Annotated in this window: 19 protein-coding genes; 16 read left to right on the top strand and 3 right to left on the bottom strand. The window is 69.6% G+C overall.

The window, feature by feature from the left end; translation table 11 throughout:
- The first annotated feature begins 128 nt into the window (after positions 1-128).
- From ACIPV2_RS10690 to ACIPV2_RS10740, 11 genes are all read left to right on the top strand, one after another.
- The gene (locus ACIPV2_RS10690) at positions 129-1148 is read left to right on the top strand and encodes a LacI family DNA-binding transcriptional regulator (RefSeq protein WP_400841064.1); all 1020 of its coding nucleotides are present in this window, start codon (positions 129-131) and stop codon (positions 1146-1148) included.
- Positions 1145-2686 (top strand): sugar ABC transporter ATP-binding protein, encoded by a 1542-nt coding sequence (locus ACIPV2_RS10695; protein WP_400841067.1) that lies wholly within the window; start codon positions 1145-1147, stop codon positions 2684-2686. The genes ACIPV2_RS10690 and ACIPV2_RS10695 overlap by 4 nt, the downstream gene beginning before the upstream one ends.
- Before the next feature lie 173 nt (positions 2687-2859).
- Positions 2860-3861, top strand: a complete 1002-nt coding sequence (locus ACIPV2_RS10700) for a substrate-binding domain-containing protein (protein WP_101187724.1) — start codon at positions 2860-2862, stop codon at positions 3859-3861.
- Positions 3862-3925: 64 nt separating this feature from the next.
- Positions 3926-5533 carry a sugar ABC transporter ATP-binding protein gene (locus ACIPV2_RS10705; RefSeq protein ID WP_400841070.1) on the top strand — a complete coding sequence of 536 codons (1608 nt, stop codon included), beginning with the start codon at positions 3926-3928 and terminating at the stop codon, positions 5531-5533.
- Positions 5530-6600, top strand: coding sequence for an ABC transporter permease (locus ACIPV2_RS10710; RefSeq protein WP_400841072.1), 1071 nt, complete (start codon positions 5530-5532; stop codon positions 6598-6600). The genes ACIPV2_RS10705 and ACIPV2_RS10710 overlap by 4 nt, the downstream gene beginning before the upstream one ends.
- Complete coding sequence (locus ACIPV2_RS10715; RefSeq protein WP_101187727.1) at positions 6597-7634, top strand: ABC transporter permease; 1038 nt, start codon at positions 6597-6599, stop codon at positions 7632-7634. Before ACIPV2_RS10710 ends, ACIPV2_RS10715 begins: the two co-directional genes overlap by 4 nt.
- Before the next feature lie 76 nt (positions 7635-7710).
- Positions 7711-8718: a LacI family DNA-binding transcriptional regulator gene (locus tag ACIPV2_RS10720; RefSeq protein WP_400841812.1), complete on the top strand. Its 1008-nt coding sequence runs from the start codon at positions 7711-7713 to the stop codon at positions 8716-8718.
- Positions 8719-8795: 77 nt separating this feature from the next.
- The gene (locus ACIPV2_RS10725) at positions 8796-9512 is read left to right on the top strand and encodes an L-ribulose-5-phosphate 4-epimerase (protein ID WP_400841075.1); all 717 of its coding nucleotides are present in this window, start codon (positions 8796-8798) and stop codon (positions 9510-9512) included.
- Positions 9509-11095: a xylulokinase gene (locus ACIPV2_RS10730; protein ID WP_400841077.1), complete on the top strand. Its 1587-nt coding sequence runs from the start codon at positions 9509-9511 to the stop codon at positions 11093-11095. Before ACIPV2_RS10725 ends, ACIPV2_RS10730 begins: the two co-directional genes overlap by 4 nt.
- Before the next feature lie 50 nt (positions 11096-11145).
- Positions 11146-12669 carry an L-arabinose isomerase gene (gene araA / locus ACIPV2_RS10735; protein ID WP_400841079.1) on the top strand — a complete coding sequence of 508 codons (1524 nt, stop codon included), beginning with the start codon at positions 11146-11148 and terminating at the stop codon, positions 12667-12669.
- On the top strand, positions 12669-13592 hold the full coding sequence (locus ACIPV2_RS10740; protein WP_400841082.1) for an aldose 1-epimerase family protein: 924 nt from the start codon (positions 12669-12671) through the stop codon (positions 13590-13592). Before araA ends, ACIPV2_RS10740 begins: the two co-directional genes overlap by 1 nt.
- A gap of 103 nt (positions 13593-13695) precedes the next feature.
- On the opposite strand, the gene xylB is transcribed toward ACIPV2_RS10740, so the two are convergent.
- From xylB to ACIPV2_RS10755, 3 genes are all read right to left on the bottom strand, one after another.
- Complete coding sequence (gene xylB / locus ACIPV2_RS10745; RefSeq protein ID WP_400841083.1) at positions 13696-15093, bottom strand: xylulokinase; 1398 nt, start codon at positions 15091-15093, stop codon at positions 13696-13698.
- Between the two features lie 40 nt (positions 15094-15133).
- Positions 15134-16324, bottom strand: coding sequence for a xylose isomerase (gene xylA / locus ACIPV2_RS10750; protein WP_400841084.1), 1191 nt, complete (start codon positions 16322-16324; stop codon positions 15134-15136).
- Positions 16325-16458: 134 nt separating this feature from the next.
- The gene (locus tag ACIPV2_RS10755) at positions 16459-17457 is read right to left on the bottom strand and encodes a LacI family DNA-binding transcriptional regulator (RefSeq protein WP_400841086.1); all 999 of its coding nucleotides are present in this window, start codon (positions 17455-17457) and stop codon (positions 16459-16461) included.
- 138 nt (positions 17458-17595) lie between these two features.
- Between ACIPV2_RS10755 and ACIPV2_RS10760 the strand changes: the two genes are divergently transcribed.
- From ACIPV2_RS10760 to ACIPV2_RS10780, 5 genes are read left to right on the top strand one after another with little or no spacing between them, the layout of a single operon-like run.
- Positions 17596-18882 carry an extracellular solute-binding protein gene (locus ACIPV2_RS10760; protein ID WP_400841088.1) on the top strand — a complete coding sequence of 429 codons (1287 nt, stop codon included), beginning with the start codon at positions 17596-17598 and terminating at the stop codon, positions 18880-18882.
- Positions 18883-18889: 7 nt separating this feature from the next.
- Positions 18890-19903 carry a carbohydrate ABC transporter permease gene (locus tag ACIPV2_RS10765; RefSeq protein WP_400841090.1) on the top strand — a complete coding sequence of 338 codons (1014 nt, stop codon included), beginning with the start codon at positions 18890-18892 and terminating at the stop codon, positions 19901-19903.
- A 29-nt stretch (positions 19904-19932) separates the two neighbouring features.
- On the top strand, positions 19933-20796 hold the full coding sequence (locus ACIPV2_RS10770; protein WP_400841814.1) for a carbohydrate ABC transporter permease: 864 nt from the start codon (positions 19933-19935) through the stop codon (positions 20794-20796).
- Position 20797: 1 nt separating this feature from the next.
- Positions 20798-23230, top strand: coding sequence for a glycoside hydrolase family 3 N-terminal domain-containing protein (locus tag ACIPV2_RS10775; protein ID WP_400841092.1), 2433 nt, complete (start codon positions 20798-20800; stop codon positions 23228-23230).
- Positions 23227-24783: a family 43 glycosylhydrolase gene (locus ACIPV2_RS10780; protein WP_400841094.1), complete on the top strand. Its 1557-nt coding sequence runs from the start codon at positions 23227-23229 to the stop codon at positions 24781-24783. Before ACIPV2_RS10775 ends, ACIPV2_RS10780 begins: the two co-directional genes overlap by 4 nt.
- Positions 24784-24793: the final 10 nt, after the last annotated feature.

Below are 24793 nucleotides of genomic sequence, written 5' to 3' on the forward strand. Positions count from 1 at the left end.
ACGGCGTCGGCCCGGTCGTGCCCCTGGTGGGAACGACCGGGCCGATCGTGCGTGGTCGACTCCTGCTTCGTTGCGGGGCGAGGCTGTGCTCGGTAACATTCCGAAAGGCAAGCCGACGGAGGAAGCGCATGGCCAACGTCGGCTCCGACAAACCGAACATCCGGCAGGTCGCCTCGATCGCCGGCGTCTCGCACATGACGGTGTCCCGGGTGCTCAACGACTACCCGAACATCAAGCCCGAGACCCGTCGCCGCGTCCTCGAGGCCATCGAAGAGCTCGACTACCGGCCGAACCTCGTCGCCCGAGCGCTGGCCACGCAGCGCAGCCAGCGCATCGGGGTGATCGTCGAGAGCCCCGTGGCGCACGGCCCGACCAGCATCCTGCGGGCGGTCGAACTCGCGGCGCGCGAGGCCGGCTACTCGGTCACTCCCATCGCGCTGTACGAGGGCGATGCGATGACCCCTCATGACGCGGTCGACAGTCTCACCACCCAGGGCGTCGACGCGATCTGCGTCGTCGCGCCCCGGTCATCGTCGGTGGCGGCGCTGCGCCGCGTGACGATGAGCGTGCCCATGCTGGTGGTCAAGGCCGACCCCGACCCGACCTTCCTGACCGTGTCGATCGACCAGCACGCCGGGACCACGCTCGTGGTCGATCACCTGGTCTCCCTCGGTCATCGCGACATCCTGCACATCTCGGGTCCCCTCGACTGGCTCGATGCCAGGGCGCGCGAGCGCGCCTTCCACACCAGGGCGAAGTCGTGGGGCATCCGCGAGCGGCCGATCGTGGTCGGCGACTGGAGTGCCGATTTCGCCTACGACTTCGCGGTCGGGCTGCAGCGCCTTCCGGAGGTGACCGCCATCTTCGCCGCCAACGACGACACGGCGATCGGTCTCATCCACGGGCTGCACGACCGAGGGTTCGACGTGCCGGGCGAGATCAGCGTCGTCGGCTTCGATGATGTGCCGCTCGCGCGGCACTTCCTTCCCCCGCTGACGACCGTCCGGCAGGATTTCCAAGCCCTGGGAGGGGCTGTCGTCGAGATGCTGCGCGCGGCGATCGAGCAGCGTGAGCTGCCGCCGTTCACCCGCATCCCGACCGAGCTCGTCGTGCGCGGTTCGACAGCCAAGCCGCGGGAGTCGCGATGATCGACGGGGCTGTCGCTCCCGTGATCGAGTTGCGAGGGATCACGGTCGAGCTGCCGGGGGTGCGGGCGCTGGATGCCGTGGATTTCCGTCTCTTCCCCGGCGAGGTGCACGCGGTCATGGGCGAGAACGGCGCGGGCAAGTCGACGCTCATCGGCGTGATCACCGGAACCAGGCGACCGACCTCGGGAGTGGTCCTCGTCGACGGCGAGGAGCGCTCGTTCGCGGGCGTCGGCGACAGCAGAGCCGCCGGCATCGCGACCGTGTTCCAGGACATGCAGCTGAGCCCCAACCTCACGGTCACTGAGGCCGTCATGCTCGGGCGCGAGCGCCGCGGCCGGTGGGGCATCGACTGGCGGCGCAACAGGGCCGACGCCGCACAGGCGCTTGCTCGGCTCGGGGTCGACGACCTCGATCCCCGCAAGCCGCTCTCATTCCTCTCACCCGCCCAGAAGCAGCTCGTCGCACTCGCGCGATCCGTGGTCGACGAACCGCGGGTGCTCGTGCTCGACGAGCCGACCTCCAGCCTCGACAGGGCCGAGGTGGCGGCGCTGATGCGCGTGATCCGCGGGTTGCGCGACAGGGGCGTCGCCATCCTGTTCGTCTCGCACTTCCTCGAGCAGGCCTTCGCCATCAGCGACCGCATGACTGTGCTGCGTGGCGGACGCAAGGTCGCCGAGAACCGCACGCGTGAGCTCGAGCGCGCCGAGCTCATCTCGCAGATGCTCGGCAAGGATCTCGAGGGGCTGCGCGCCCTGGGCTCTGAGCGGAAGGCCCATCACTACGTGTCAGAGGGGGAGCCGGCCTTCCGCGCTGACGCCCTCGGGCGCAGAGGCGAGCTCCGTCCCACGGACATCGAGGTGCATCGCGGTGAGATCGTGGGGTTCGCCGGCCTTCGCGGCGCCGGGCGAACCGAGCTCGGAGCACTCATGTCGGGCGCACTGCGCTCGGACTCCGGCGAGCTCTGGGCCGGCGGCGAGCGGGTGCGGCTGCACAGTCCGTCGGCAGCCCTGCGCCGTCGCATCGCCGCGTCGAGTGAGAGCCGCCGCACCGACGGCATCGTCGCCGGGCTGACCGCTCGAGAGAACATCCTGCTCTCGCTGCAGGCGCTGCGCGGGTGGATTCGGCCCATCCCGCAGTCGGAACAGCGGATGCTGCTCGAGATCTACACCGACGTGCTGAATCTCAGCGCTGCCGATCTCGCCCGTCCCATCGAGCAGCTGTCCGGGGGCACGCAGCAGAAGGTGCTGTTCGCTCGAGCACTGGCCGTGCGTCCGCATGTGCTCATCCTCGATGAGCCGACGCGCGGCATCGACGTCGCCGCGAAACTCCAGATCCAGCGCAGCATCAGCACTCTGGCGCAGCAGGGCGTCGCGGTGGTCTTCATCTCATCGGAGCTGCAGGAGGTCGTGCGGCTGAGCGATCGGATCGTGGTCTTGAAGGATCGCGAGAAGATCGGCGAGCTCAGCAACGGGCCCGGTGTCACCGTCGACACGATCGTGGAGATGATCGCCGCCGAGTCCGGCGACGACACCGACTGAGCGGGGCGCCGAGCGCATCTCCCGCCGAGTCCCGAACGTTATTCGAACGTGCTTGAATTACCGGGAATGTTCCCGGTAACATGCAGACACAGGACGCTCTGCATCCTGCAATCACCCGCGGGCCGCACGGCCCACCCGCCGGGCAGCGCCCCGGTCTCTCAAGGAGGAGAACTATGTCTGCAAAGAAGCACTTCCGCGCGGTACTCGGCTTCGCTGCCGTCGGTGCGCTCGCGCTGGGCCTCACGGCCTGCGGCGGTTCCGACGACAAGGGCTCGTCGGACGGCGCCGGATCCGGCGACCTCATCGAGGTCGGCTTCGTGGCGGTCGGCCCCGAGGGCGGCTGGCGTCAGGCGAACGAGCAGAACATCAAGGACACGTTCACCGAGAAGGCCGGCTACAAGCTCAGCTACGCGCCCGCCGCCAACCTCGACCAGAAGTCGCAGATCGACAGCTTCACCGCGTTCGTCGACCAGGACGTCGACGTCATCCTGCTCTCGGCCACCGAGGCCACCGGCTGGGAGGACTCGCTGAAGCTCGCGCAGGAGGCCGAGATCCCGGTCATCCTGCTCGACCGCGGCATCGAGCCCGAGGACGACAGCCTCTACGTCACCCGCATCGCCCCCGACAACGTCGAGGTCGCGAAGGAGGTCGGCGAGTGGGCGGCTTCGGCCTTCCCCGATGGCGGCAACTACGTCGTGCTCGAGGGTCCGGCCGGTGTCGGCGTGGTCAACGAGCGCAACGAGGGCTTCGAAGAGGGCCTCGGCGACTCGTCGCTGAACAAGGTCGACTCGCAGACCGCGAACTGGTCGACCGAAGAGGGCAAGAGCGTGCTCGAGACGATGCTCAAGGCCAACGGCAACGACATCCAGTTCGTCTTCGCTCAGAACGACGAGATGGGCCTCGGCGCCGCCCAGGCCGCTGAGGAAGCCGGCCTCGTCGTCGGTGAGGACATCAAGATCGCCACGATCGACGGCACCAAGAACGCCATCCAGGCGCTCGCCGACGGCAAGCTCAGCTACGTGCACGAGTACAACCCGCTCTTCGGCGAGACGGCGCTGGAGGTCGTGCAGAAGGCGCTCGACGGTGAGGACGTGGACTCGTACATCATCGTCCCCAGTGAGGCCTTCGACTCGGCAGACGCGGCCAAGGCCGTGCTCGCCGACCGCAAGTACTGATCGGAGGTCCGGGTGGCGCGGAGCGCGCCACCCGGCATCCGTCGTCACAGACTGAGAGACAACGATGACCGAAGAACTGCCCATCGTGCAGATGCGCGGGATCTCTATCGAGTTCCCGGGCGTGAAGGCCCTGGACGACGTCGAGTTCCGGCTCTTCCCCGGCGAGGTGCACGCCCTGATGGGCGAGAACGGCGCCGGCAAGTCCACCCTCATCAAGGCGCTCACCGGCGTCTACCGGATCGACTCGGGCTCGATTCTGGTCGCGGGCCAGGAGCGGCAGTTCAGCGGCACCGGCGACGCACAGAACGCCGGCATCTCGACGGTGTACCAGGAGGTGAACCTCGCCCCCAACCTCAGCATCGGCGAGAACGTGATGCTGGGCCATGAGATGCGCGGTCCGTTCGGAGTCGACTGGCGTGCGACGCATCGCGCGGCCACCGAGGCGCTCGGGAGGCTCGGCCTCTCGCACCTCGACACCCACAAGCCCCTCTCGACCCTGTCGATCGCCGTGCAGCAGCTCGTCGCGATCAGCCGTGCGATGGCGGTCAAGGCCAAGGTGCTCATCCTCGACGAGCCGACCTCCAGCCTCGACGCGGCCGAGGTCGAGGGGCTGTTCACCGTGATGCGCACGCTGCGCGACCAGGGAGTCGCGATCCTCTTCGTGTCGCACTTCCTCGACCAGATCTACGCCATCAGCGACCGGCTCACCGTGCTGCGCAACGGACGGTACGAGGGCGAGTACCTCACCCGCGACCTGAACCGCCATGCGCTGATCTCGAAGATGATCGGTAAGGACCTCGACGCGCTCAAGTCGCTCGGCGGCAACCGGCGCACCGAGCCGCGCGATGCCGACGAGAAGCCGCTGCTGTCGGCATCCGGAATCGCCCGCCGTGGCTCGGTCGAGCCCACGGATCTCGACATCCGCCCCGGCGAGGTGGTCGGCTTCGCCGGCCTGCTCGGCTCCGGCCGCACCGAACTCGCCCGCCTCCTCTACGGCGCCGACCGCGCAGACCAGGGCGCGATCCAGCTGCACGGTCGCGACATCGATCTCAAGTCGCCCGCCGACGGGCTCGCGGCGCGCATCGCGTTCTCGACCGAGAACCGGCGTGACGAGGGCATCATCGGCGACCTCACCGTGCGCGAGAACATCATCCTCGCCGTGCAGGCCGAGCGCGGCTGGGCGCGGCCGCTCCCGCGCAAGGAGCAGGACGCCATCGTCGAGAAGTACATCGCCGAGCTGAACGTGCGTCCCGCCGACCCGAACCGCATGATCAAGAACCTCTCGGGCGGCAACCAGCAGAAGGTGCTGCTCGGGCGGTGGCTGGCCACCAAGCCCGAGCTGCTCATCCTCGACGAGCCCACCCGAGGGATCGATGTGGGTGCCAAGGCTGAGATCCAGGAGGCCGTCGCGGCGCTCGCCGAGGACGGCGTGGCCGTCGTCTTCGTCTCGTCGGAGCTGGAGGAGGTGGTCCGTCTCTCCGAGCGGATCGTCGTGTTGAAGGACCACGAGAAGATCGGGGAGATCCAGAACGGCCCGGAGGTCAACGCCGAGCAGATCGTCGACGTCATCGCCGCGCACGGTACGGATGCCGCGGCTGCCACACTCGACGAGGCCGAGGGCGCCCTGCCCGATACCATCTCCGCATCCACCGCAGAGGAGGGGACGCGATGAAGAACGCGACCACCGTCTTGCGAGACCTGGTCCACAAGCCGTTCTTCTGGGGCATCATCGCGATCGTCGCGCTGCTGCTGCTGAACGTGCTGAAGGATCCCGGCTACCTCGCCCTGTCCGTCAACCCGAACAACGGCCATCTCGTCGGCAACGTCATCGACATCCTGCGCCAGGCCGCGCCGATCATGATGATCGCGATAGGCATGTCCCTCGTGATCGCCACCGCGGGCATCGACCTGTCGGTCGGCTCGCTCATGGCGGTCGCCGGCGCCGTGTCGATGGAGTTCCTGCGCAGCACCGGAGGCACCTCGGTGGGCTCCGCGCTCACCGCCGTCGGGCTGTCGCTCGCGATCACCGGGCTGCTGGGCGCCGTGAACGGCGTGCTCGTCGCGTATGTCGGGCTGCAGCCGTTCATCGCCACACTGGTGCTGATGCTGGCCGGGCGCGGCATCGCGAAGGTGATCACCGGCGGGCAGAACACCGCAGCCAGCAACGACGCCTACCGCTGGATCGCGAACGGCTACATCATCGGCATCCCGGTCGTCTTCCTGCTCGCCCTGGCGATCGTGATCGCCGTCGGCTGGGTGGTGCGCCGCAGCGCCCTCGGGCTGATGATCGAGGCGATCGGCATCAACCCCCGCGCGAGCCGCATGGCCGGCATCAAGCCGAAGGGCCTGCTGCTGACGGCCTACATCCTCAGCGGCGTGCTCGCCGGCATCGCCGGCGTGATGTCGGTGGGAAGCGTGATGACGGTCGACATCTCGCGCACCGGCTATCAGCTCGAGCTCGACGCCATACTCGCCGTCGTCATCGGCGGGGCATCCCTGATGGGGGGCAAGTTCTCGCTCTCGGGCGCGTTCGTCGGCGCGCTGCTGATCGCCACACTCGACAAGACGGTGCTCTTCCTCGGCGTCTCGTCGTCGGCGACCCCCGCCTTCAAGGCGACGGTGATCATCGTCATCTGCCTGCTGCAGTCCGAGCGCGTGCGCGCCTGGTTCCGACGTCGTCGCACCTCGGCCCCCACTTCGCGCGCCGAGACGTCCGAGATGAAGGAGGTGGCGGCATGACCACCATGACCGCGACACCCGCTGCGCCCTCCCGCGCGAGCCTCACCGCGCGCGTGGGCCGTGCGATCACGGCGAACCCGTCGATCCTGCCGACCATCGCCTCGGTCGTCATCTTCGTCGCCATGATCGTCTACGGCGAGATCGCCTACGGGCGCATCGTGCAGGCGAGCACCCTGTCGAACCTGCTCATCAACAATGCGCACCTGATCGTGCTGGCCGTCGCGCTGACGTTCGTGATCCTCACCGGCGGCATCGACCTGTCGGTCGGATCGATCATCGCGTTCTCGTCGGTCGCGGGCGTCATGCTCGCCGGCGCCGGGTGGCCTCCGCTGCTCGTGGTCGTGGCGATGATCGCCATGGGCTCGGCCTTCGGGCTGTGCTCGGGGCTGCTCATCAGGTACTTCAACGTGCAGCCGTTCATCGCGACGCTCGCCATGATGTTCCTCGGGCGCGGCCTGGCATCGCTGCTGAGCACGAAGCCCGAGCGTCTCCCCGAGGACTCGCCGATTCGCTGGATGGGCGAGAAGATCAAGGTGATCGACGGCCCGAAGGTCAACGACCTCACGATCACCCCCTCGGTGATCGTCGCGGTCCTCGTCGTCGCGATCGCGTTCTTCGTGCTGCATCGCACCCGCACCGGTCGCACGGTGTACGCGATCGGCGGATCGGAGAGCTCGGCGCTGCTGATGGGTCTGCCCGTGCACCGCAGCAAGATCCTGGTGTACGTGATCAGCGGCACGCTCTCCGGAGTCGCCGCCGTGCTCTACACGGCGCGCCTCGGCACGGCCCAGAACATCACGGGCATCGGGTGGGAGCTCGACGCGATCGCCGCTGCGGTGATCGGCGGCACGGTGCTCACGGGTGCTTACGGATACGTGCTCGGCTCCGTGGTCGGCGCGCTCGTGCTGGGACTGATGACCGTGCTCATCACCCGCGACGGCGGCATCCCGCCCGAGATGACCACGATCATCACCGGCGGCATCCTGCTCGTCTTCGTGCTGCTGCAGCGCGCGGTGATCCGCAAGAAGGAGTAGCGGTGCATCGGGTCGGCCGGCGGGGGATCTCCGCCGGCCGAGCCGTACACTCAGGACGGTGAGCGACGTGGATGCGATGGGCAGGCGACCGGTCGGCGTGCGCGATGTCGCCGCACGCGCGGGCGTCTCCCGGCAGACGGTGTCGCGCGTGCTCAACGAGCATCCCGAGGTCGCGGCCGAGACCCGCGAGCGCGTGCTCGCGGCCATGGCAGAGCTCGGGTATCGCGTCAACAACGCCGCCAGGGCTCTGGGCACCCGGCGGTCGCGCACGCTCGGCGTGCTGGCATCCGACGCGCTGCAGTACGGGCCCTCGCGCAGCCTCGCGGCGATCGAGGCGAGGGCGCGCGGCGCCGGCTACTGGGTCAGTGCGGCGTTCGCCGATGCCGGCGATGCCGGCGCCGTCGTCGCCGCGGTGCAGCATCTCGTGTCGCAGGGGGTCGAGGGGATCGTCGTCGTGGCGCCGCACGTGCAGACCATGGATGCGCTGGATGCCCTGCAGATCGGCGTGCCGATCGTCACGCTGCACGCCTCAGGGCGAGGTGCACGCGGGCTCTCGGTCGACCAGGCCGCCGGCGCACGGCTGGCCGTCGCCGCGCTCGCCGATGCGGGCCACACGCGCATCGCGCATCTGGCCGGCCCCGCGGATTGGCTCGAGGCGGAGTCGCGCGCCGAGGGATACGCGCGGGAGCTCGCCGCCCGCGGCATGCCGAGCGGGCCGGTGATCGTGGGGGACTGGTCGGCGGCATCCGGACACGCCGCGGCGGCGACCGTGCGCGAGCTCGGGGTCACGGCCGTCTTCAGCGCGAATGACCAGATGGCCCTCGGTCTGATCACCGGCCTGCGCGAGGCGGGTCTCGATGTGCCGGGGGATGTGAGCGTGGTCGGCTTCGACGACGTGCCGGATGCCGAGCACTACTGGCCGCCGCTGACCACCGTCCGGCAGGACTTCGACGAACTCGCTCGTCGCGCGGTGGCGGCGGTGATCGGCGAGGCGGCAGCGCCCCGCGACCCCGTCCGGCCCGTGCTCCGCGCGAGGTCGTCGATCGCACCCCCGCGAGATGAGTCCGACGCCGCGGCCTGTTGACCGATGCGCCGCTGCCGTGTCAGACTTCTGTGACCGGTCACATAGACCGTTTCTCCCGTCGAGCCACCGAGGTACCCGTGAGCAATGAAGCCCCCTTCACCCCCGAGGTGGAAGCCGCCATCCAGGTCGTGCGCGCCGACGTCGCGCGCCTGCACGCTGAACTCGTCCGCTACGGCCTCGTCGTCTGGACCGGCGGCAACGTCTCGGGCCGGGTTCCCGGTGCCGATCTTTTCGTGATCAAGCCGAGCGGCGTCTCGTACGACGATCTGGCTGCGAGCAACATGATCCTCTGCGACCTCGACGGCAACGTCATCCCCGGCAGCGAGGGCAGCGACCGGTCGCCGTCGAGCGACACCGCCGCGCACGCCTACGTGTACCGCCACATGCCCGAGGTGGGCGGCGTGGTGCACACCCACTCGACCTACGCGGTCGCCTGGGCGGCCCGTGGCGAGGAGATCCCCTGCGTGATCACGGCCATGGCCGACGAGTTCGGCGGGCCGATCCCCGTCGGGCCGTTCGCGATCATCGGCGATGACTCCATCGGACGCGGGATCGTCGACACCCTCACCGGCCACCGCTCGCGCGCTGTGCTGATGCAGAACCACGGTCCGTTCACGATCGGAGTCGACGCGAAGGATGCCGTGAAGGCGGCCGTCATGGTCGAGGATGTCGCCCGCACCGTGCACCACGCACGCGAGGCAGGACCGCTCATCCCCATCCCGCAGGAGGCGATCGACGCGCTCTTCGACCGGTACCAGAACGTGTACGGACAGAACTCGGACGCCCGCCGATGACCCTTCGACAGGACTCAGGGACCCCGCTGGAGGCCATCCGCTCGGGCCGCACCGCGCTCGGCATCGAGCTCGGCTCGACGCGCATCAAGGCGTGCCTCATCGACGCCGACACGCACGAGGTGCTCGCCACCGGCTTCCACGACTGGGAGAACAGGTTCGAGAACCGCCTGTGGACCTACTCGCTCGACGCCGTGTGGACGGGCCTGCAGGAGGCGTACGCCGGTCTCATCGCCGACGCCCTCGACCGCTACGGCGTCCGTCCGACCACGTTCGGCGCGATCGGCGTCTCGGCGATGATGCACGGCTATCTGCCGTTCGACCGATCCGGCGATCTTCTCGTGCCGTTCCGCACCTGGCGCAACACGAACACCGGCGCCGCCGCCGCGGAGCTGACCGAGCTGCTCGGCGTGAACATCCCGCTGCGCTGGTCGATCGCCCACCTGCGGCAGGCGCAGCTCGACGCCGAGCCGCACGTCGACGAGGTGCGCTTCTTCACCACTCTCGCCGGATACGTGCACTGGCAGCTGACCGGGCGCCGCGTGCTCGGCGTCGGAGACGCGTCCGGCATGTTCCCGATCGACTCCGCCACCCGCGACTACGACCAGGCGCTCATCGAGCGCTACGACGCGCACACCGGCGGCGACCTGCGCGCGATGCTGCCCGAGGCGCTCGTCGCCGGCTGCGAGGCCGGCACGCTGACCGCCGCGGGTGCCGCGCTGCTCGATCCCACCGGCGCGCTGCAGCCGGGCATCCCGTTCTGCCCGCCGGAAGGCGACGCCGGCACGGGCATGGTCGCGACCAACGCCGTCTCGCCCCGCACGGGCAACGTCAGCGCGGGCACCAGCATCTTCGCGATGGTGGTGCTCGAGCGTCCGCTCGCCGAGGTGCACCACGAGCTCGACCTCGTGACCACCCCGGCCGGCGATGCCGTCGCCATGGTCCACTGCAACAACGGCGCCAGCGAGCTCGCGGCGTGGGTGGGCATGTTCGCCCGATTCGCCGAGGCATCCGCCACCCCGCAGTCAGCGGACGCCGTCTTCGAGACGCTGTTCCGAGAGGCGCTCGAGGGCGAACCGGACGCAGGCGGCCTGCTCGCCTACAACCACCTCGCGGGCGAGCCGATCGCCGGCACCGACGAGGGGCGGCCGCTGTTCGTGCGCACGCCCGAAAGCCGATTCACCCTCGCCAACGTCATGCGCGCCCAGCTGTACGGAGTGTTCGGCACGCTCGCGCTCGGCATGCAGGTGCTCGCCCACGAGGGCGTGACGATCGAGCGGATGTTCGCGCACGGCGGCATCTTCCGCACCGCGGGGGTCGCGCAGCGCTTCCTCGCCGGAGCGCTGAACGCGCCCGTCGCGGTCGGCGACACGGCATCCGAAGGCGGGGCCTGGGGCATCGCCGTGCTCGCCGCGTTCGTCGGATCCGACCGGCCGCTGGGCGACCACCTCGCCGAGCGCGTCTTCGCCGACGCCGGCCTCCGCGTCGCCGAGCCGCTCCCCGAGGACGTCGCCGGGTACGCCGCCTACCTCGACCGCTACCGGGCCGGCATCGCCGTCGAAGCCGCTGCGGTCGCCGCACTCTGACCCACGATTCGCCTGAACCGCCCATCCGGGCCGACACGCAAGGAACTCCCATGACTCGCACGCCGCTCACCACCACCCTCGACGAGTACGAGGTCTGGTTCCTCACCGGCAGCCAGCACCTCTACGGCCCCGAGACCCTCGCCCAGGTCGCCGAGCAGTCGCAGCAGATCGCGCGCACCCTCGACGAGGCCGCCGAGGTGCCCGTGAGGATCGTCTGGAAGCCGGTGCTCACCGACTCGGCATCCATCAAGCGCATCGCGCTCGAGGCCAACGCCGATGACCGGGTGATCGGCCTCGTCGCCTGGATGCACACGTTCAGCCCCGCGAAGATGTGGATCGCCGGCCTCGACGCGCTGCAGAAGCCGCTCGCGCACCTGCACACGCAGGCGAACGTCGAGCTGCCGTGGGCCGACATCGACTTCGACTTCATGAACCTCAACCAGGCCGCGCACGGCGACCGCGAGTTCGGGTACATCCAGACCCGCCTCGGCGTGCCGCGCAAGACGATCGTGGGGCATGCCTCCGACCCGCGTCTGCGCCAGGAGCTCGCGACGTGGCAGCGCGCCGCCGCAGGTCTCGCCGCTGCCCGCTCGCTGAAGCTCGCCCGGTTCGGCGACAACATGCGCTTCGTCGCCGTCACCGAGGGCGACAAGACCGAGGCCGAGCTGCGCTTCGGCGTGCAGGTGAACACGTGGGGTGTGAACGACCTGGCGGATGCCGTGGCCGCCGCCTCATCGTCCGACATCGACGCCCTCGTCGCCGAGTACGAGGAGCTGTACGAGGTCGCTCCCGAGCTGCGCCGTGGCGGCGACCGCCACCAGTCGCTGCGCGACGGCGCCGCCATCGAGATCGGTCTGCGCTCGTTCCTCGAGGAGGGCGGTTTCGGCGCCTTCACCACCTCGTTCGAGGACCTCGGCGCGCTGAAGCAGCTCCCCGGCCTCGCCGTGCAGCGCCTGATGGCCGAGGGCTACGGGTTCGGCGCCGAGGGCGACTGGAAGACCGCGATCCTCGTGCGGGTGGCGAACGTGATGGGCGCAGGGCTGCCCGGTGGCGCAAGCCTCATGGAGGACTACACCTACGACATGACTCCCGGTGACGAGCTGATCCTCGGCGCGCACATGCTCGAGGTCTCGCCGTCGCTCACCACGAAGAAGCCGACTCTGGAGATCCACCCGCTGGGCATCGGCGGCAAGGACGACCCGGTGCGTCTGGTCTTCACCGCTGACCCGGGCCCCGCTGTCGTCGTCGCGCTGAGCGACATGCGCGACCGCTTCCGGCTCACGGCGAATGTCGTCGAGAACGTCGAGCCCCGCGCCGCCCTTCCGAACCTGCCGGTGGGTCGCGCGGTGTGGAAGCCCGCACCCGACTTCACCACCAGCGCCGCCGCCTGGCTGACGGCCGGCGCCGCACACCACACGGTCATGTCGACCGCCGTGGGCATCGAGGCGTTCCGCGACTTCGCCGAGATGGCCGAGGTCGAGCTGCTCGTCATCGACGAATCGACGACGCTGCCCGGGTTCCAGAACCAGGTCCGCTGGAACGCGGCCTACCACCGCCTCGCGCAGGGTCTGTGATGACGCCGGTCTCCGGACGTCAGCTCTCCATCGCCGGCCACGGCTACGAGGCCGTGATCGCCAGCGTCGGCGCGACCCTGCGCACGCTGACCCACGAGAGGCGCGACCTCGTCGTGCCGTTCGACGCCGACGAGGTGCGACCCAACTACCGCGGCGCGACACTGGCGCCATGGCCGAACCGGATCGTCGACGGGCAGTACTCGTTCGCCGACGCAGAGCACCAGCTCGCGCTCACCGAGCCGTCACGCGGGCAGGCCCTGCACGGACTCGCAGCCTGGCTGGAGTTCGCCGATCAGGTCGTCGAGCCGGACCGGGTGGTGCTGACCGCGGTGATCGAGCCGCAGCTGGGCTATCCGTTCCGGGTGCAGGTCGAGGTGGAGTACCGTCTCGACGCCGGCGGGCTTACCCAGGTGGTCACCGGCCGCAACCTCGGGGCGGATGCCGCGCCCTGGGGCACGGGCCCGCACCCCTACCTGGTCGCCGACCGCTCCTCCCGCTCGGCCGTCGACGCGTGGACGCTCTCGCTGCCGGCATCCGAGGTCCTCACCGTGACCGACGATCGGCTGAGCCCGATCGCGGTCGAGTCGGTTGACCGGCATCCGCAGTGGGATTTCCGCACGCCGCGCACGATCGGCGACACGTTCATCGATCACGCCTTCACCGGGCTCGCGCGCACGGACGGGCTGACCACCGTCGAGGTGCGTTCACCGGACGGCGGCGGCACGGCCGTGATCTGGGACGAGGCGTGCCCCTGGGTGCAGATCCACACCGCCGACACCCCCGCTGACGAGGCGACGCATCGGATCGGTTTGGCTGTGGAGCCGATGACCTGCGCGCCGGATGCCTTCAACTCCGGCGCCGGCCTCGTCGTGATCGAACCAGGCGACGAGCACACGGCGTCCTGGACGATCCGCGCCCTCTGACCTGCCCGGCCGACGCCGTGAGAAACCACATCCGGCATGAGTCACCACGCGTGAACGTGAGGCTCATGCCGGATGTGGTTTCTCGGCGTACCGAGACTACCGGCTAGGGCAGCCGCGCGGCGTACTGCGCACGGATGCCGGGAACCGACGCCACAGGCACGGGAGCCGCCCCGCCGGCCGCCCACCGCGGGCGCTCGCCGGTGAGCGCCCACGCGGCCTGAGCGGCGGCGCCGAGCGCCACGTACTCCTGCGGCGCGGGCACGACGACGGGAACGTCGAAGACCTGCGCGGCGATCGTCTGCACGGCGCGGCTCTGCGCCGCGCCGCCGATCAGCAGGATGCGGGTCGGCGAGACCCCCTGCGCGCGGATCGCATCCAGACCGTGAGCCAGGCCGCAGAGCACACCCTCGATCGCCGCGCGGGCAAGGTTCTCGCGGGTGGTGCCCGCCAGGGTCATGCCGAACAGGGTGGCGGTGGCGTCGGGCAGATTGGGCGTGCGCTCGCCCTCGAACCAGGGCTGCAGCACCAGCCCGCCCGCGCCGGGGTCGGCGTTCAGGGCGAGTTCGCTGAAGGTGGCGTGGTCCACTCCGAGCAGGGCTGCCGTGGCATCCATCACCCGGGCCGCGTTCAGCGTCGCGATGAGCGGCAGCCACCCACCCGCCGCGTCCGCGAACCCGGCCACGGTTCCGCTCGCGTCGTGGGCCGGGGTGTCGGTCACCGCGAACACCGTGCCGGACGTCCCGATCGACACCACCGCGTCTCCGCTGCGGGCGTCGAGACCCAGCGCCGCCCCCGCGTTGTCGCCCGCGCCGGGGGCGACGATCCCGCCGTCCTTCGCGGTGACGTGCTCGGTCGGGCCGAGCACCCGCGGCAGGACGATGTCGGAGGCATCGCGTCGCAGCGCGAGCGAGAGGATGTCGCGGTCGTAGCCGTCCGAGCCCCAGTAGCCGGTGCCGCTGGCATCCGAGCGGTCGGTCACCAGCTCGTCGAGCTGCGGGTCGTCGGGGCCGAAGCCGCGCAGCCGCCAGGTGAGCCAGTCGTGCGGCAAGGCGACCGCGGCGACGCGCGCGGCATTGTGCGGTTCGTGGTCGGCGAGCCAGCGCAGCTTGGTGACCGTGAAGGACGCCACCGGCACGACGCCGGTGCGGATGCTGAACTGCTCGGCACCCAGCTCGGCCACCAGGTCGGCGGCGGCGCCGGCGGAGCGCGTGTCATTCCACAGCAGCGCCGGGCGGATCACCTGTCCGTGCTCGTCGAGGGCGACCATGCCGTGCTGCTGACCGCCGACAGACCAGGCGGCGATGTCGTCCATCACGGCGCCGTGCGCGCCGGCGGCGTCGGCGAGCGCCCGCTGCAGGGCATCCCACCACGCCTCGGGATCCACCTCGGTGCCGTCGGGGTGGGACGCACGCCCGGTGCGCACGACGGTTCCCGTCACGGCATCCCGTACGACGACCTTGCAGGACTGGGTCGACGAGTCGACCCCCATCACGAGTGCCATCACGGCATCCTTCCGTCAGCTCCCTCGGGGAGGGGTCAGCTCAGCGCGCGCCCATCAGGTGCTCGGTGGCCAGCTGCTGCAGGCGCACGAAGCCGAAGCCGTGTCCGCCCAGGTACGCGTCGGCGTCGAACTCCTCGTAGGCGCTGCGGTCGGCGAGCAGGTCGTCGTACGACTCGCCGTCGCTCAGGGTGGGCTGGGCGAGCTCGGCGACCTTCGCGGCGGCCAGGGCCTCCTGCACCTCGGGGTCGGCGCGGAACGCCTCGGCGCGCTCCTTGAGCAGCAGGTACATGCGCATGTTGGCGGCAGCCGAGTCCCAGACACCGGTCTCGTCCTCGGTGCGGCTCGGCTTGTAGTCGAAGTGACGGGGACCGTCGTATGCGGCGCCGCCGTTCGGGCCGCCGTGCTCGAGCAGGTCGACCAGCGAGAAGGCGTTGTTCAGGTCGCCGTGGCCGAACACGAGATCCTGGTCGTACTTGATGCCGCGCTGGCCGTTCAGGTCGATGTGGAAGAGCTTGCCGTGGTACAGCGCCTGGGCGATGCCGGCGGTGAAGTTGAGCCCGGCCATCTGCTCGTGTCCGACCTCGGGGTTCAGGCCGACCATCTCGGGACGCTCCAGCGAGTCGATGAAGGCGATCGCGTGCCCGAGCGTGGGCAGCAGGATGTCACCGCGGGGCTCGTTGGGCTTCGGCTCGATGGCGAAGCGGATGTCGTAGCCCTTGTCGGTGACATAGTCGCCGAGCAGGTTGACCGCCTCACGGTAGCGCTCGAGGGCGGCCTGGATGTCCTTCGCCGAGTCGTACTCGGCGCCCTCGCGACCGCCCCACATGACGAACGTCTTGGCGCCCAGTTCGGCTGCGAGGTCGACGTTGCGCAGCACCTTGCGCAGCGCGAAGCGACGCACCTGACGGTCGTTCGAGGTGAAGCCGCCGTCCTTGAAGACCGGGGCGCTGAACAGGTTCGTGGTGACCATGGGCACCACGAGGCCGGTAGCGGCCAGCGCGCCCTTCAGCCGGTCGATCTGCTTCTGCCGCTCGGCGTCGGTCGATCCAAAGGCGAACAGATCGTCGTCGTGGAACGTCAGCCCGTACGCGCCGAGCTCGTCGAGCTTCTCGACCGCGTGCACGACGTCGAGTGCCGGACGGGTGGGGCCACCGAACGGATCGGTGCCGTTGTAGCCGATGGTCCAGAGTCCGAACGAGAATCGGTCGGCCTTGGTGGGGGTGAGAGACATGTGATCCGCCTTCAGCGACGTCGGTGAAATGTTGTAGAGCCGAACATATCAACCGGATGCCGAAGACGCAACGCCTTCGCCTGCATACGGCACGCGAATTGCGGCGGGCCAAGTGCAGCGGGCGGAGGGTCGCCTCAGCGTGCGGGGGGAGCGGTCGACGCGCGGACGATGAGCTCGGCGGGCAGGCGCACATCCTCATGGGTCCCGTCGTCGAGCATGTCGAGCAGCACGCGCACGGCGATCATCCCCATCTCGTGCAGGGGCTGGCGCACCGTGGTGAGCTGCGGTTCGTGCGAGGCTGCCTCGGGCACGTCGTCGAATCCGACCACGGAGAGGTCCTGCGGAACGCGCACCCCGCGTTCGACGGCGACGCGCATCACCTCGATCGCCGACTGATCGTTGGCGGCGAAGATCGCGGTGGGGCGATCGGCGAGGTCGAGCAGCCGGTGAGCGCCGGCGGTGGAATCCGCGGCGCGGTACCCGCCATCGACGACGAGGGCGGGATCGAAGGGGATGCCCGCCTCGTGCAGAGCACGTCGGTAGCCCTCCTCGCGCTGATGCGCCGACTCGAGATCAGTGCGACCGCGCAGGTGCCCGATTCGCCGGTGCCCGAGGCTGATCAGGTGCTCGACGGCCGCGTGAGCGCCGTCGCGGTTGCGCACGCTCACCGTCGACGTGCCCTTCGGCCCGGCGTGCGGGTCGACGGCCACGATCGGGACGGTGGCCTGGGCGGGGGTCGTGGTCGGCGTGACGATGATGGCGCCGTCGATGAGCGTTCCGCCGAGGCGGGAGAGCGAGCGACGCTCCCATCCCAGGTGCTCGCCGGCGGAGACGCTGCCGGCGTACGCGAGCACGTCGTAGCGGGTGTTCTGCAGCGCGGCGGACACCCCCTGCAGAAGCTGCACCGCGAACGGCTCGAACTCGGCGACGAGCACCCCGATCACGTTCGTCTGCTGACGGCGCATCGATGTCGCCACGAGCGAGCTCGCGTATCCCAGCTCTTCGACCACGCTCATGACGTGGCTAAGGGTGGCAGGGGCGACGCCGTCGCGACCGTTCACCGCCTTCGAGACGGTGGCGACCGAGACGCCGGCGGCTCTCGCGACGTCGTGGATGGTGGTGCGGGCGGCCATCATCACAGCCTACTGAGAGAAAACGTTATCGATAACGATTGACATGATGAGAGTGAGGTGCCAGAGTGGTGCCGACGAGATTGGGTGTCGTCGGCAACAAATCCCGCACCCAGCCACTCAACGATGAGGAGACACAGCATGAAGATCCGGAAGACCTGGCTTGCGGCGGCTGCCGTCGTGGCCGTGGGAGCGCTCGGCCTGAGCGGCTGCTCGGGCTCGACAGGCGGAGACGGTGGCGGCGACACGCTGACCATGTGGCACAACTCCACCACCGGTGAGGGCAAGCAGTACTGGGAAGACGCTGCGGCGGCGTTCCAGAAGGAGAACAAGGATGTGACCATCAAGGTCACGTCGATCCAGAACGAGGACATGGACGGCAAGCTGCAGACCGCCGTCAACTCCGGTGACATGCCCGACATCTTCATGGCGCGTGGCGGCGGCAAGCTGGCCGACATCGTCAACGCCGACAAGGTGAAGGACCTCACCGACCTCATCGACGACGACGTCAAGAAGGCCATGGGCGACGCGCCGTTCGGTGCATTCACCATCGACGGCAAGATCTACGGCATGCCCAGCGCCGTGCTTCCCGGCGGCATGTTCTACAGCAAGGATCTCTTCGAGCAGGCGGGCATCGCCTCCGAGCCCACCACCTTCGATGAGCTCAACGACGCCGTCTCGAAGCTCAAGGGTGCCGGCGTCGCGCCGATCGCCCTCGGCGCCAAGGCGGCATGGCCGGCAGCGCACTGGTACTACTTCTTCGCAGTGCGCGCCTGTGACCAGGACGTCATCGAGAACCTCGTCACCGACGCCGACTTCACCAACCCGTGCTGGCTCGAAGCCGCGAAGGACTTCCAGGAGTTCGCCGCCACCGAGCCGTTCAACAAGGGCTTCCTGACCACGGATCCGCAGGAGGGCGCCAACTCGTCCGCCGGCCTCATCGCCAATCACAAGGCGGGCATGGAGCTCATGGGCGCCTGGGACGTGGGCGTGATCGCCAGCCTCACGCCTGACGAGCAGCCGCTGCCCGACCTCGGCTGGTTCCCGTTCCCTGAGGTCGAAGGCGGAGCGGGCGGCGCCGGTGCCATGATGGGCGGCGTCGACGGCTACTCGTGCGCCAAGGACTCCCCGGCGTCGTGCGAGAAGTTCCTGAACTTCGTCTCGACGAAGGACTGGCAGGAGAAGTACGCGGTCGCGTTCCAGACGATCCCCGCGTCGCAGGAGGCGACCGGCGCGGTCACCGACCCCTCGCTGAAGCCCCTGATGGAGGCGTACCAGAAGGCCCCGTACGTCGCCCTCTGGCTCGACACCGCTCTCGGCCAGAACGTCGGGAACGCGCTGAACACCAGCGTCGTCGAGATGCTCGCAGGTCAGGGCAGCCCGGAGAAGCTCGTCGACACCGTCGTCAAGGCGCAGGCGCGAGGCTGACCGAACCATGCACGACACCCAGGCACTGCAGCGCACCACGGTGCCTGAGAAGGACGCCGTCTCCGGGGCGGGCTCGACGCCCGCTCCGGAGCGGCGGCCGCGGCGGGCCGACTGGCGCAAGCGCGGTGAGATCGCGCTCCTCTCAGGCCCCGCCCTGATCATGTTCCTCGGCTTCGTCATCCTGCCGGTGGCGATGGCCGCGTTCTACGGCTTCTTCAAGTGGAACGGCTTCGGCTGGCCGACCGAGTTCATCGGCCTCGACAACTACGTCATGATCTGGCAGGACGACACGTTCCGTCAGGCCGTCATGCACAACGGCATCATCCTGGTGCTGTCGCTGCTGCTGCAGGGCCCCGTCGCGATCCTGTTCGCGCTGCTGATGAACCAGAAGATCCGCGGACGCTCGATCATCCGCATCCTGATCTTCGTCCCCTACGTCATCTCCGAGGTGATCGTCGGCATCGGCTGGAGCCTGATGCTGCAGGATGCCGGAGCCCTGAACTCCCTGCTCGAGAAGTGGGGCCTGGGCGACTTCCAGCAGTCATGGATCGCCGATCCGGCGATCGCCATGTCGTCGCTGATGATCATCATCACCTGGAAGTACCTCGGCTTCGCCGTCATCCTCATGCTGGCGGGCATGCAGTCCATCCCCGAGGAGCTCTACGAAGCCGCCGCCATCGACGGCGCCGGCTTCTGGAAGACCCAGTGGGCGATCACCGTCCCCCTGCTGGGACCGACCATCCGGATCTGGGCGTTCCTGTCGATCATCGGATCGCTGCAGCTCTTCGACCTGGTCAACATCATCTGGGGCCAGTACATCGCCGCCACCGCGGGCACCTCCACGATGGCGACCTACATGTACCAGAACGGCCACCTGGCCGGCAGCTACGGCTTCGGAAACGCCGTCGCCGTGATGCTGTTCATCATCACGCTCATCGTCGCGCTGTTCTACCAGCGCTTCGTCCTGCGCCGCGACACCGAGGGCGCACTGACCGGCGACGGCGGAAGGAAGCGCAAGTGAGTGCCGACAGCCTGAACACACGGGTCGCCATCCAGGCGATCACGCCCAAGGGGCCGCGCCGCGTGCGCGAGTCCGGCGTCAAGTGGGGCAGCCCCGCGGTCTACCTGGTCGCGCTCGTGCTGATCGCCATCTGCATCACCCCGGTGCTGTACATCATCATCGGCGGGTTCCGCACGAACTCGCAGATCACCCTCGACCCGTCGGGATTCCCCACGCCCTGGCAGTTCGCCAACTACGGCGACGTGCTGGCGAGCTCGGAGTTCTGGGTCGCCATGATGAACTCCACCATCTCGGCTGTGGGCACCACCGCGGGTGCGGTGCTGCTCGGTCTCATGGCCAGCTACGTGATCGCACGGTACGACTTCGGCGGACGCGGTCTGATGTACTCGCTCTTCGCCGCCGGACTGATGTTCCCGGTGACCGTCGCCATCACGCCGCTGTACATCCTCATCCGCAACCTCGGACTGGTGAACAGCCTCGCCGGCATCATCCTCCCGCAGATCGCCTTCGCCCTGCCGATGACGATCATCATCCTCGTGCCGTTCCTGCGCGCCATTCCCAAGGAGCTCGAAGAGGCGGCGTCGATCGACGGCGCGTCGCGACTGGGCTTCTTCTGGCGCATGGTCCTGCCGCTCAGCCTGCCCGGTGTCATCACCGTCGGAATCCTGGCGTTCGTGGGTGCCTGGAACGGCTACATGCTGCCGCTGTTCATCCTCAGCGACCAGAGCCTGTTCACCCTGCCGCTGGGTGTGCAGAACTTCGCCTCCCAGTACTCGGTCGACACCGCCCGGGTGCTGGCCTACACCTCGCTGTCGATGCTGCCCGCACTGGTCTTCTTCAGCCTGTTCGAGCGCCGCATCGTCGGCGGACTGACCGGAGCCGTGAAGGGCTGACATGTTCGACCGCACCTCATCCCCGACCACCTCGCAGGGTGTGCCCGCCTTTCCGGCCGCCTCGCCGCGCGTGACCGAGCTCCTCGCGCAGATGAGCCTCGACGAGAAGGCCGCGCAGCTCGTCGGCTACTGGCTCGACCAGGGCGGTGACGTGGTCGCGCCGATGCAGAACGAGATGGCGTCCGCAGGCGCGTCGAACGCGCTGAGCGAGATCACCCGCCATGGCATCGGCCACTTCACGCGCGTGTACGGCACCCGTCCGGTCGAGCCTGCCGAGCGGGCCGCCTGGCTGTGGGATGAGCAGCGGCGACTGCAGCGCGAGACGCGTCTGGGCATCCCCGCGATCGTGCACGAGGAGTGCCTGACGGGCCTCGCCGCCTGGAAGGCGGCGACGTTCCCCACCCCGCTTGCCTGGGGCGCCTCGTTCGATCCGGAGCTCGTGGCCGAGATGGGCGCGCTGATCGGGCAGTCGATGCGCGAGCTGGGCATCCACCAGGGACTCGCGCCCGTGCTCGATGTGATCCGCGACCCGCGCTGGGGCCGCGTCGACGAGTGCATCGGCGAGGATCCGTACCTGGTCGGCACCATCGGCACCGCCTACGTGCAGGGTCTGCAGTCGCAGGGGGTGCACGCCACGCTCAAGCACTTCCTCGGCTACTCCGGCTCACGCGCGGGGCGCAACCACGCCCCGGTCTCGGCCGGCCCGCGCGAGGTCGCCGATGTCTTCCTGCCGCCGTTCGAGATGGCGATCCGCGACGGCGGCGCGCGCGGCGTCATGAACAGCTACTCCGAGATCGACGGCGTGCCCGTGGCATCCGATCCGGCGCTGCTCACGGAGCTTCTGCGCGATGAGCTCGGCTTCGACGGGGTCGTCGTCGCCGACTACTTCGCGGTCGCCTTCCTCGAGGTCATGCACGCCGTCGCCCGTGACCGCGGCGAGGCCGCCGAGCTCGCGCTGAAGGCCGGAATCGACGTCGAGCTGCCGTCCGGAGACGCCTACCTCGCCCCTCTCATCGAGCGGGTGCGCGCCGGGCAGCTGGACGAGGCCTACCTCGACCGGGCGGTCATCCGCGTGCTCTCGCAGAAGGAGCAGCTCGGGCTGCTCGACCCGGAGGCGTTCCAGGACGAGCCGCCCGCCGTCATCGATCTCGACACCGCAGCGCACCGCGACGCCGCGCTGCGTCTGGCCGCCGAGTCGATCGTGCTGCTCGCGAACGACGGGGTGCTGCCGATCGCCGACCCCGCTCTGCGCATCGCTCTCATCGGGCCGAACGCCGACCGCTCCGATGCGCTGCAGGGCTGCTACTCCTTCGCCAACCACGTGCTCGCTCATCACCCCGACCACGAGGTGGGCTTCGAGATCCCCACAGTGCGCGAAGCGCTCACCGCGGCGATGCCGGATGCCGAGATCGTGCACCTGCGCGGATGCGATGTCGAGGGCTCCGACAGGTCGGGGTTCGACGAGGCCGCTCGAGCAGCGGCGGACTCCCACCTGGCCGTCGTGGTGGTCGGCGACCAGGCGGGCCTGTTCGGCCGCGGCACGGTCGGCGAGGGCAACGACGTGCAGTCGCTCGACCTTCCGGGCGTGCAGCGCGAGCTCGTCGAGCGGGTGGCCGAGACCGGCACGCCGGTCGTCATGGTCCTGCTGACCGGCCGCCCCTACGCGATCGACTGGGCGCTGGAGGGCGCCGTGCGACCGGCCGCCGTGCTGCAGTCGTTCTTCCCCGGTGAAGCCGGCGGCACGGCGCTCGCTCAGGTGCTGACCGGAGAGGTCACGCCGTCTGGCCGGATGCCGGTGAGCCTGCCGCGCTTCTCGGGCGCACAGCCGTACAGCTACCTGCATCCCATCCTCGGCGGACCGTCGGAGGTGACGGCGACCGATCCGACACCGCTGCGGCCATTCGGATTCGGGCTGTCGTACACGAGCTTCGCCTACGACGACCTCGAGCTGCCCGCCGAGGCGAGCACAGCAGGGCGCTTCACCGCCTCGGTCACCGTGACCAACACGGGCGACCTGCCCGGCGACGAGATCGTGCAGCTGTACGGCCGCGATGTCGTGGCCAGCGTCACCCGACCGGTGGCACAGCTGCTCGGCTACGCGCGTGTGGCACTCGAGCCCGGTGAGAGCCGGCGAGTGAGCTTCGACGTCCCGGCCGGGCGCTTCGCGTTCACCGACCGCACGCTCACCCGGGTCGTCGAGCCCGGAGACGTGCAGGTGTGGGCTGCTGCCCACGCCGCCGCATCCGCGCCCGCCGCCGATCTGGCCGGCACGACCGGCGGTGCGATCTCGAACGAGCGCACCCGTGAGCAGATCGCGCTGCCCGGCGCCGCCACCGCACCGCGCAGCATGATGCTCACCGGCGACGTGCACCGGGTGACCGGCGCGGACGCGCGGGTCGTCACCGTCGAGATCGCGGAGAGCGTGCGGGTGTGACGGCGCTCAACCCGGTGCTTCCCGGCTGCCATCCCGACCCCTCGGTCTGCCGGGTCGGGGAGTGGTACTACCTGGTGACCTCGACATTCGAGTATCTCCCCGGACTGCCGGTGATGCGCTCACGCGACCTGCTGCGGTGGCAGACGATCGGTCACGTCATCGACCGTGCGGGGATGCTCGACTTCGACGGCATCCGCTCATCCGGTGGGCTGTACGCGCCCACCATCCGCCATGGCCTGGGTCTGTTCTGGGTGGTGTGCACGCTCGTCGACCCCGATGACCCGAGTCGAGGGGGCAACTTCCTCGTCACGGCGGAGCAGCCGCAGGGTCCGTGGAGCGATCCGGTGATGCTCGAGGTCGACGGGATCGACCCGTCGCTGGCCTTCGACGATGACGGGCGGGTGTGGATGCACGGCACGCGCCTGGCGGCGGAGCCGGCGTGGCACGACCAGACGGAGGTGTGGGTGCGGGAGTACTCTCCCGCGCAGCGCGCCCTGGTCGGCGACGAGCATGTCATCTGGCGCGGTGCCGTGCACGGCGCGGTGTGGGCGGAGGGCCCCCACCTGTACCTCATCGACGGCGAGTGGCATCTCGTCGCGGCGGAGGGCGGTACGGAGTTCCACCACGCCGTGAGCGTCGCGCGCGCAGACGCGGCGATCGGCCCGTACGTCGGCAACAGGGCGAATCCGGTCTTCACGCACCGTCACCTCGGCCGCAGCGCGGAGGTGATCGGGGCGGGGCACGCCGACCTGGTGCAGGCGCCGGACGGGTCATGGCAGGCGCTGATGCTGGCGATGCGCGCGGCCGACGGACACCACTACCCGCTGGGGCGCGAGACCTTCCTCTGCCCGGTCGAGTGGCAGGACGGCTGGCCGGTCTTCGCCCCCGGGGAGGGGCGCCTGCCGCTGAGGATCACGGCACCCTGGTCAGCGGAGCCTGCCCCGGCGGGATGCTGGCAGCCCGACGATCGTCGAGCGGGCGCGGTGACGCCGCAGGACCCACGGTGGACGGCGCTGCGCGCGCTGCCGTCTGAGGTCGCCCGCGCAGACGGCGAGGTGTGGCGGATGCCGGCGCGATCGGCGACGCTGCGCGACGCCACGACGGTCGCGTTCCTGGGCATCCGGCAGCAGCACGCCGACGTCGACCTGCGCTGTGTGCTGGATGTCGGAGGGCTGGCCGACGGCGAGAGCGGTGCGCTCGTGGTGCGTCAGTCGGAGCAGGACCATGCCGCGGCTGTCATCACCCGCACCGGCGGGGACCTGACCCTGAGCGCCGTGCACGTGCGCGCCGGGGAGCAGCACCTGCTCGCCTCGCGCACGCTGCCTGATCGAGCGGAGATCGAGCTGCGGCTGCGTGCGCGCGGATACGACCTCGAGCTCGTGCACGACGACCAGACGCTGACGACCGTCGATGCGCGGCAGCTGGACGCCTCATCGACCGGCGGCTTCCTGGGGTTGTGGCTGGGTGTGTGCGCAAGCAGCTCCGGCAGTGCCCCGCAGGGGGAGCTGGCGATCATGACGCTGGAATACATCCCGGTCGGCGACCGGCTGTGAAGGTGCGGTG

Source organism: Microbacterium sp. NPDC089987, from assembly GCF_044748505.1.
Lineage (GTDB): Bacteria > Actinomycetota > Actinomycetes > Actinomycetales > Microbacteriaceae > Microbacterium.

What these genes read in the sequence shown, in the direction of transcription:
- ACIPV2_RS10740 (WP_400841082.1), top strand. Translation starts at nt 12,669, where the DNA reads ATGACGCCGGTCTCCGGACGTCAGCTCTCCATCGCCGGCCACGGCTAC.
- ACIPV2_RS10760 (WP_400841088.1), top strand. Translation starts at nt 17,596, where the DNA reads ATGAAGATCCGGAAGACCTGGCTTGCGGCGGCTGCCGTCGTGGCCGTG.
- araA (WP_400841079.1), top strand. Translation starts at nt 11,146, where the DNA reads ATGACTCGCACGCCGCTCACCACCACCCTCGACGAGTACGAGGTCTGG.
- ACIPV2_RS10720 (WP_400841812.1), top strand. Translation starts at nt 7,711, where the DNA reads ATGGGCAGGCGACCGGTCGGCGTGCGCGATGTCGCCGCACGCGCGGGC.
- ACIPV2_RS10705 (WP_400841070.1), top strand. Translation starts at nt 3,926, where the DNA reads ATGACCGAAGAACTGCCCATCGTGCAGATGCGCGGGATCTCTATCGAG.
- ACIPV2_RS10695 (WP_400841067.1), top strand. Translation starts at nt 1,145, where the DNA reads ATGATCGACGGGGCTGTCGCTCCCGTGATCGAGTTGCGAGGGATCACG.
- ACIPV2_RS10775 (WP_400841092.1), top strand. Translation starts at nt 20,798, where the DNA reads ATGTTCGACCGCACCTCATCCCCGACCACCTCGCAGGGTGTGCCCGCC.
- ACIPV2_RS10765 (WP_400841090.1), top strand. Translation starts at nt 18,890, where the DNA reads ATGCACGACACCCAGGCACTGCAGCGCACCACGGTGCCTGAGAAGGAC.
- ACIPV2_RS10755 (WP_400841086.1), bottom strand. Translation starts at nt 17,457, where the DNA reads ATGGCCGCCCGCACCACCATCCACGACGTCGCGAGAGCCGCCGGCGTC.
- ACIPV2_RS10730 (WP_400841077.1), top strand. Translation starts at nt 9,509, where the DNA reads ATGACCCTTCGACAGGACTCAGGGACCCCGCTGGAGGCCATCCGCTCG.
- xylB (WP_400841083.1), bottom strand. Translation starts at nt 15,093, where the DNA reads ATGGCACTCGTGATGGGGGTCGACTCGTCGACCCAGTCCTGCAAGGTC.
- ACIPV2_RS10690 (WP_400841064.1), top strand. Translation starts at nt 129, where the DNA reads ATGGCCAACGTCGGCTCCGACAAACCGAACATCCGGCAGGTCGCCTCG.
- xylA (WP_400841084.1), bottom strand. Translation starts at nt 16,324, where the DNA reads ATGTCTCTCACCCCCACCAAGGCCGACCGATTCTCGTTCGGACTCTGG.
- ACIPV2_RS10710 (WP_400841072.1), top strand. Translation starts at nt 5,530, where the DNA reads ATGAAGAACGCGACCACCGTCTTGCGAGACCTGGTCCACAAGCCGTTC.
- ACIPV2_RS10715 (WP_101187727.1), top strand. Translation starts at nt 6,597, where the DNA reads ATGACCACCATGACCGCGACACCCGCTGCGCCCTCCCGCGCGAGCCTC.
- ACIPV2_RS10700 (WP_101187724.1), top strand. Translation starts at nt 2,860, where the DNA reads ATGTCTGCAAAGAAGCACTTCCGCGCGGTACTCGGCTTCGCTGCCGTC.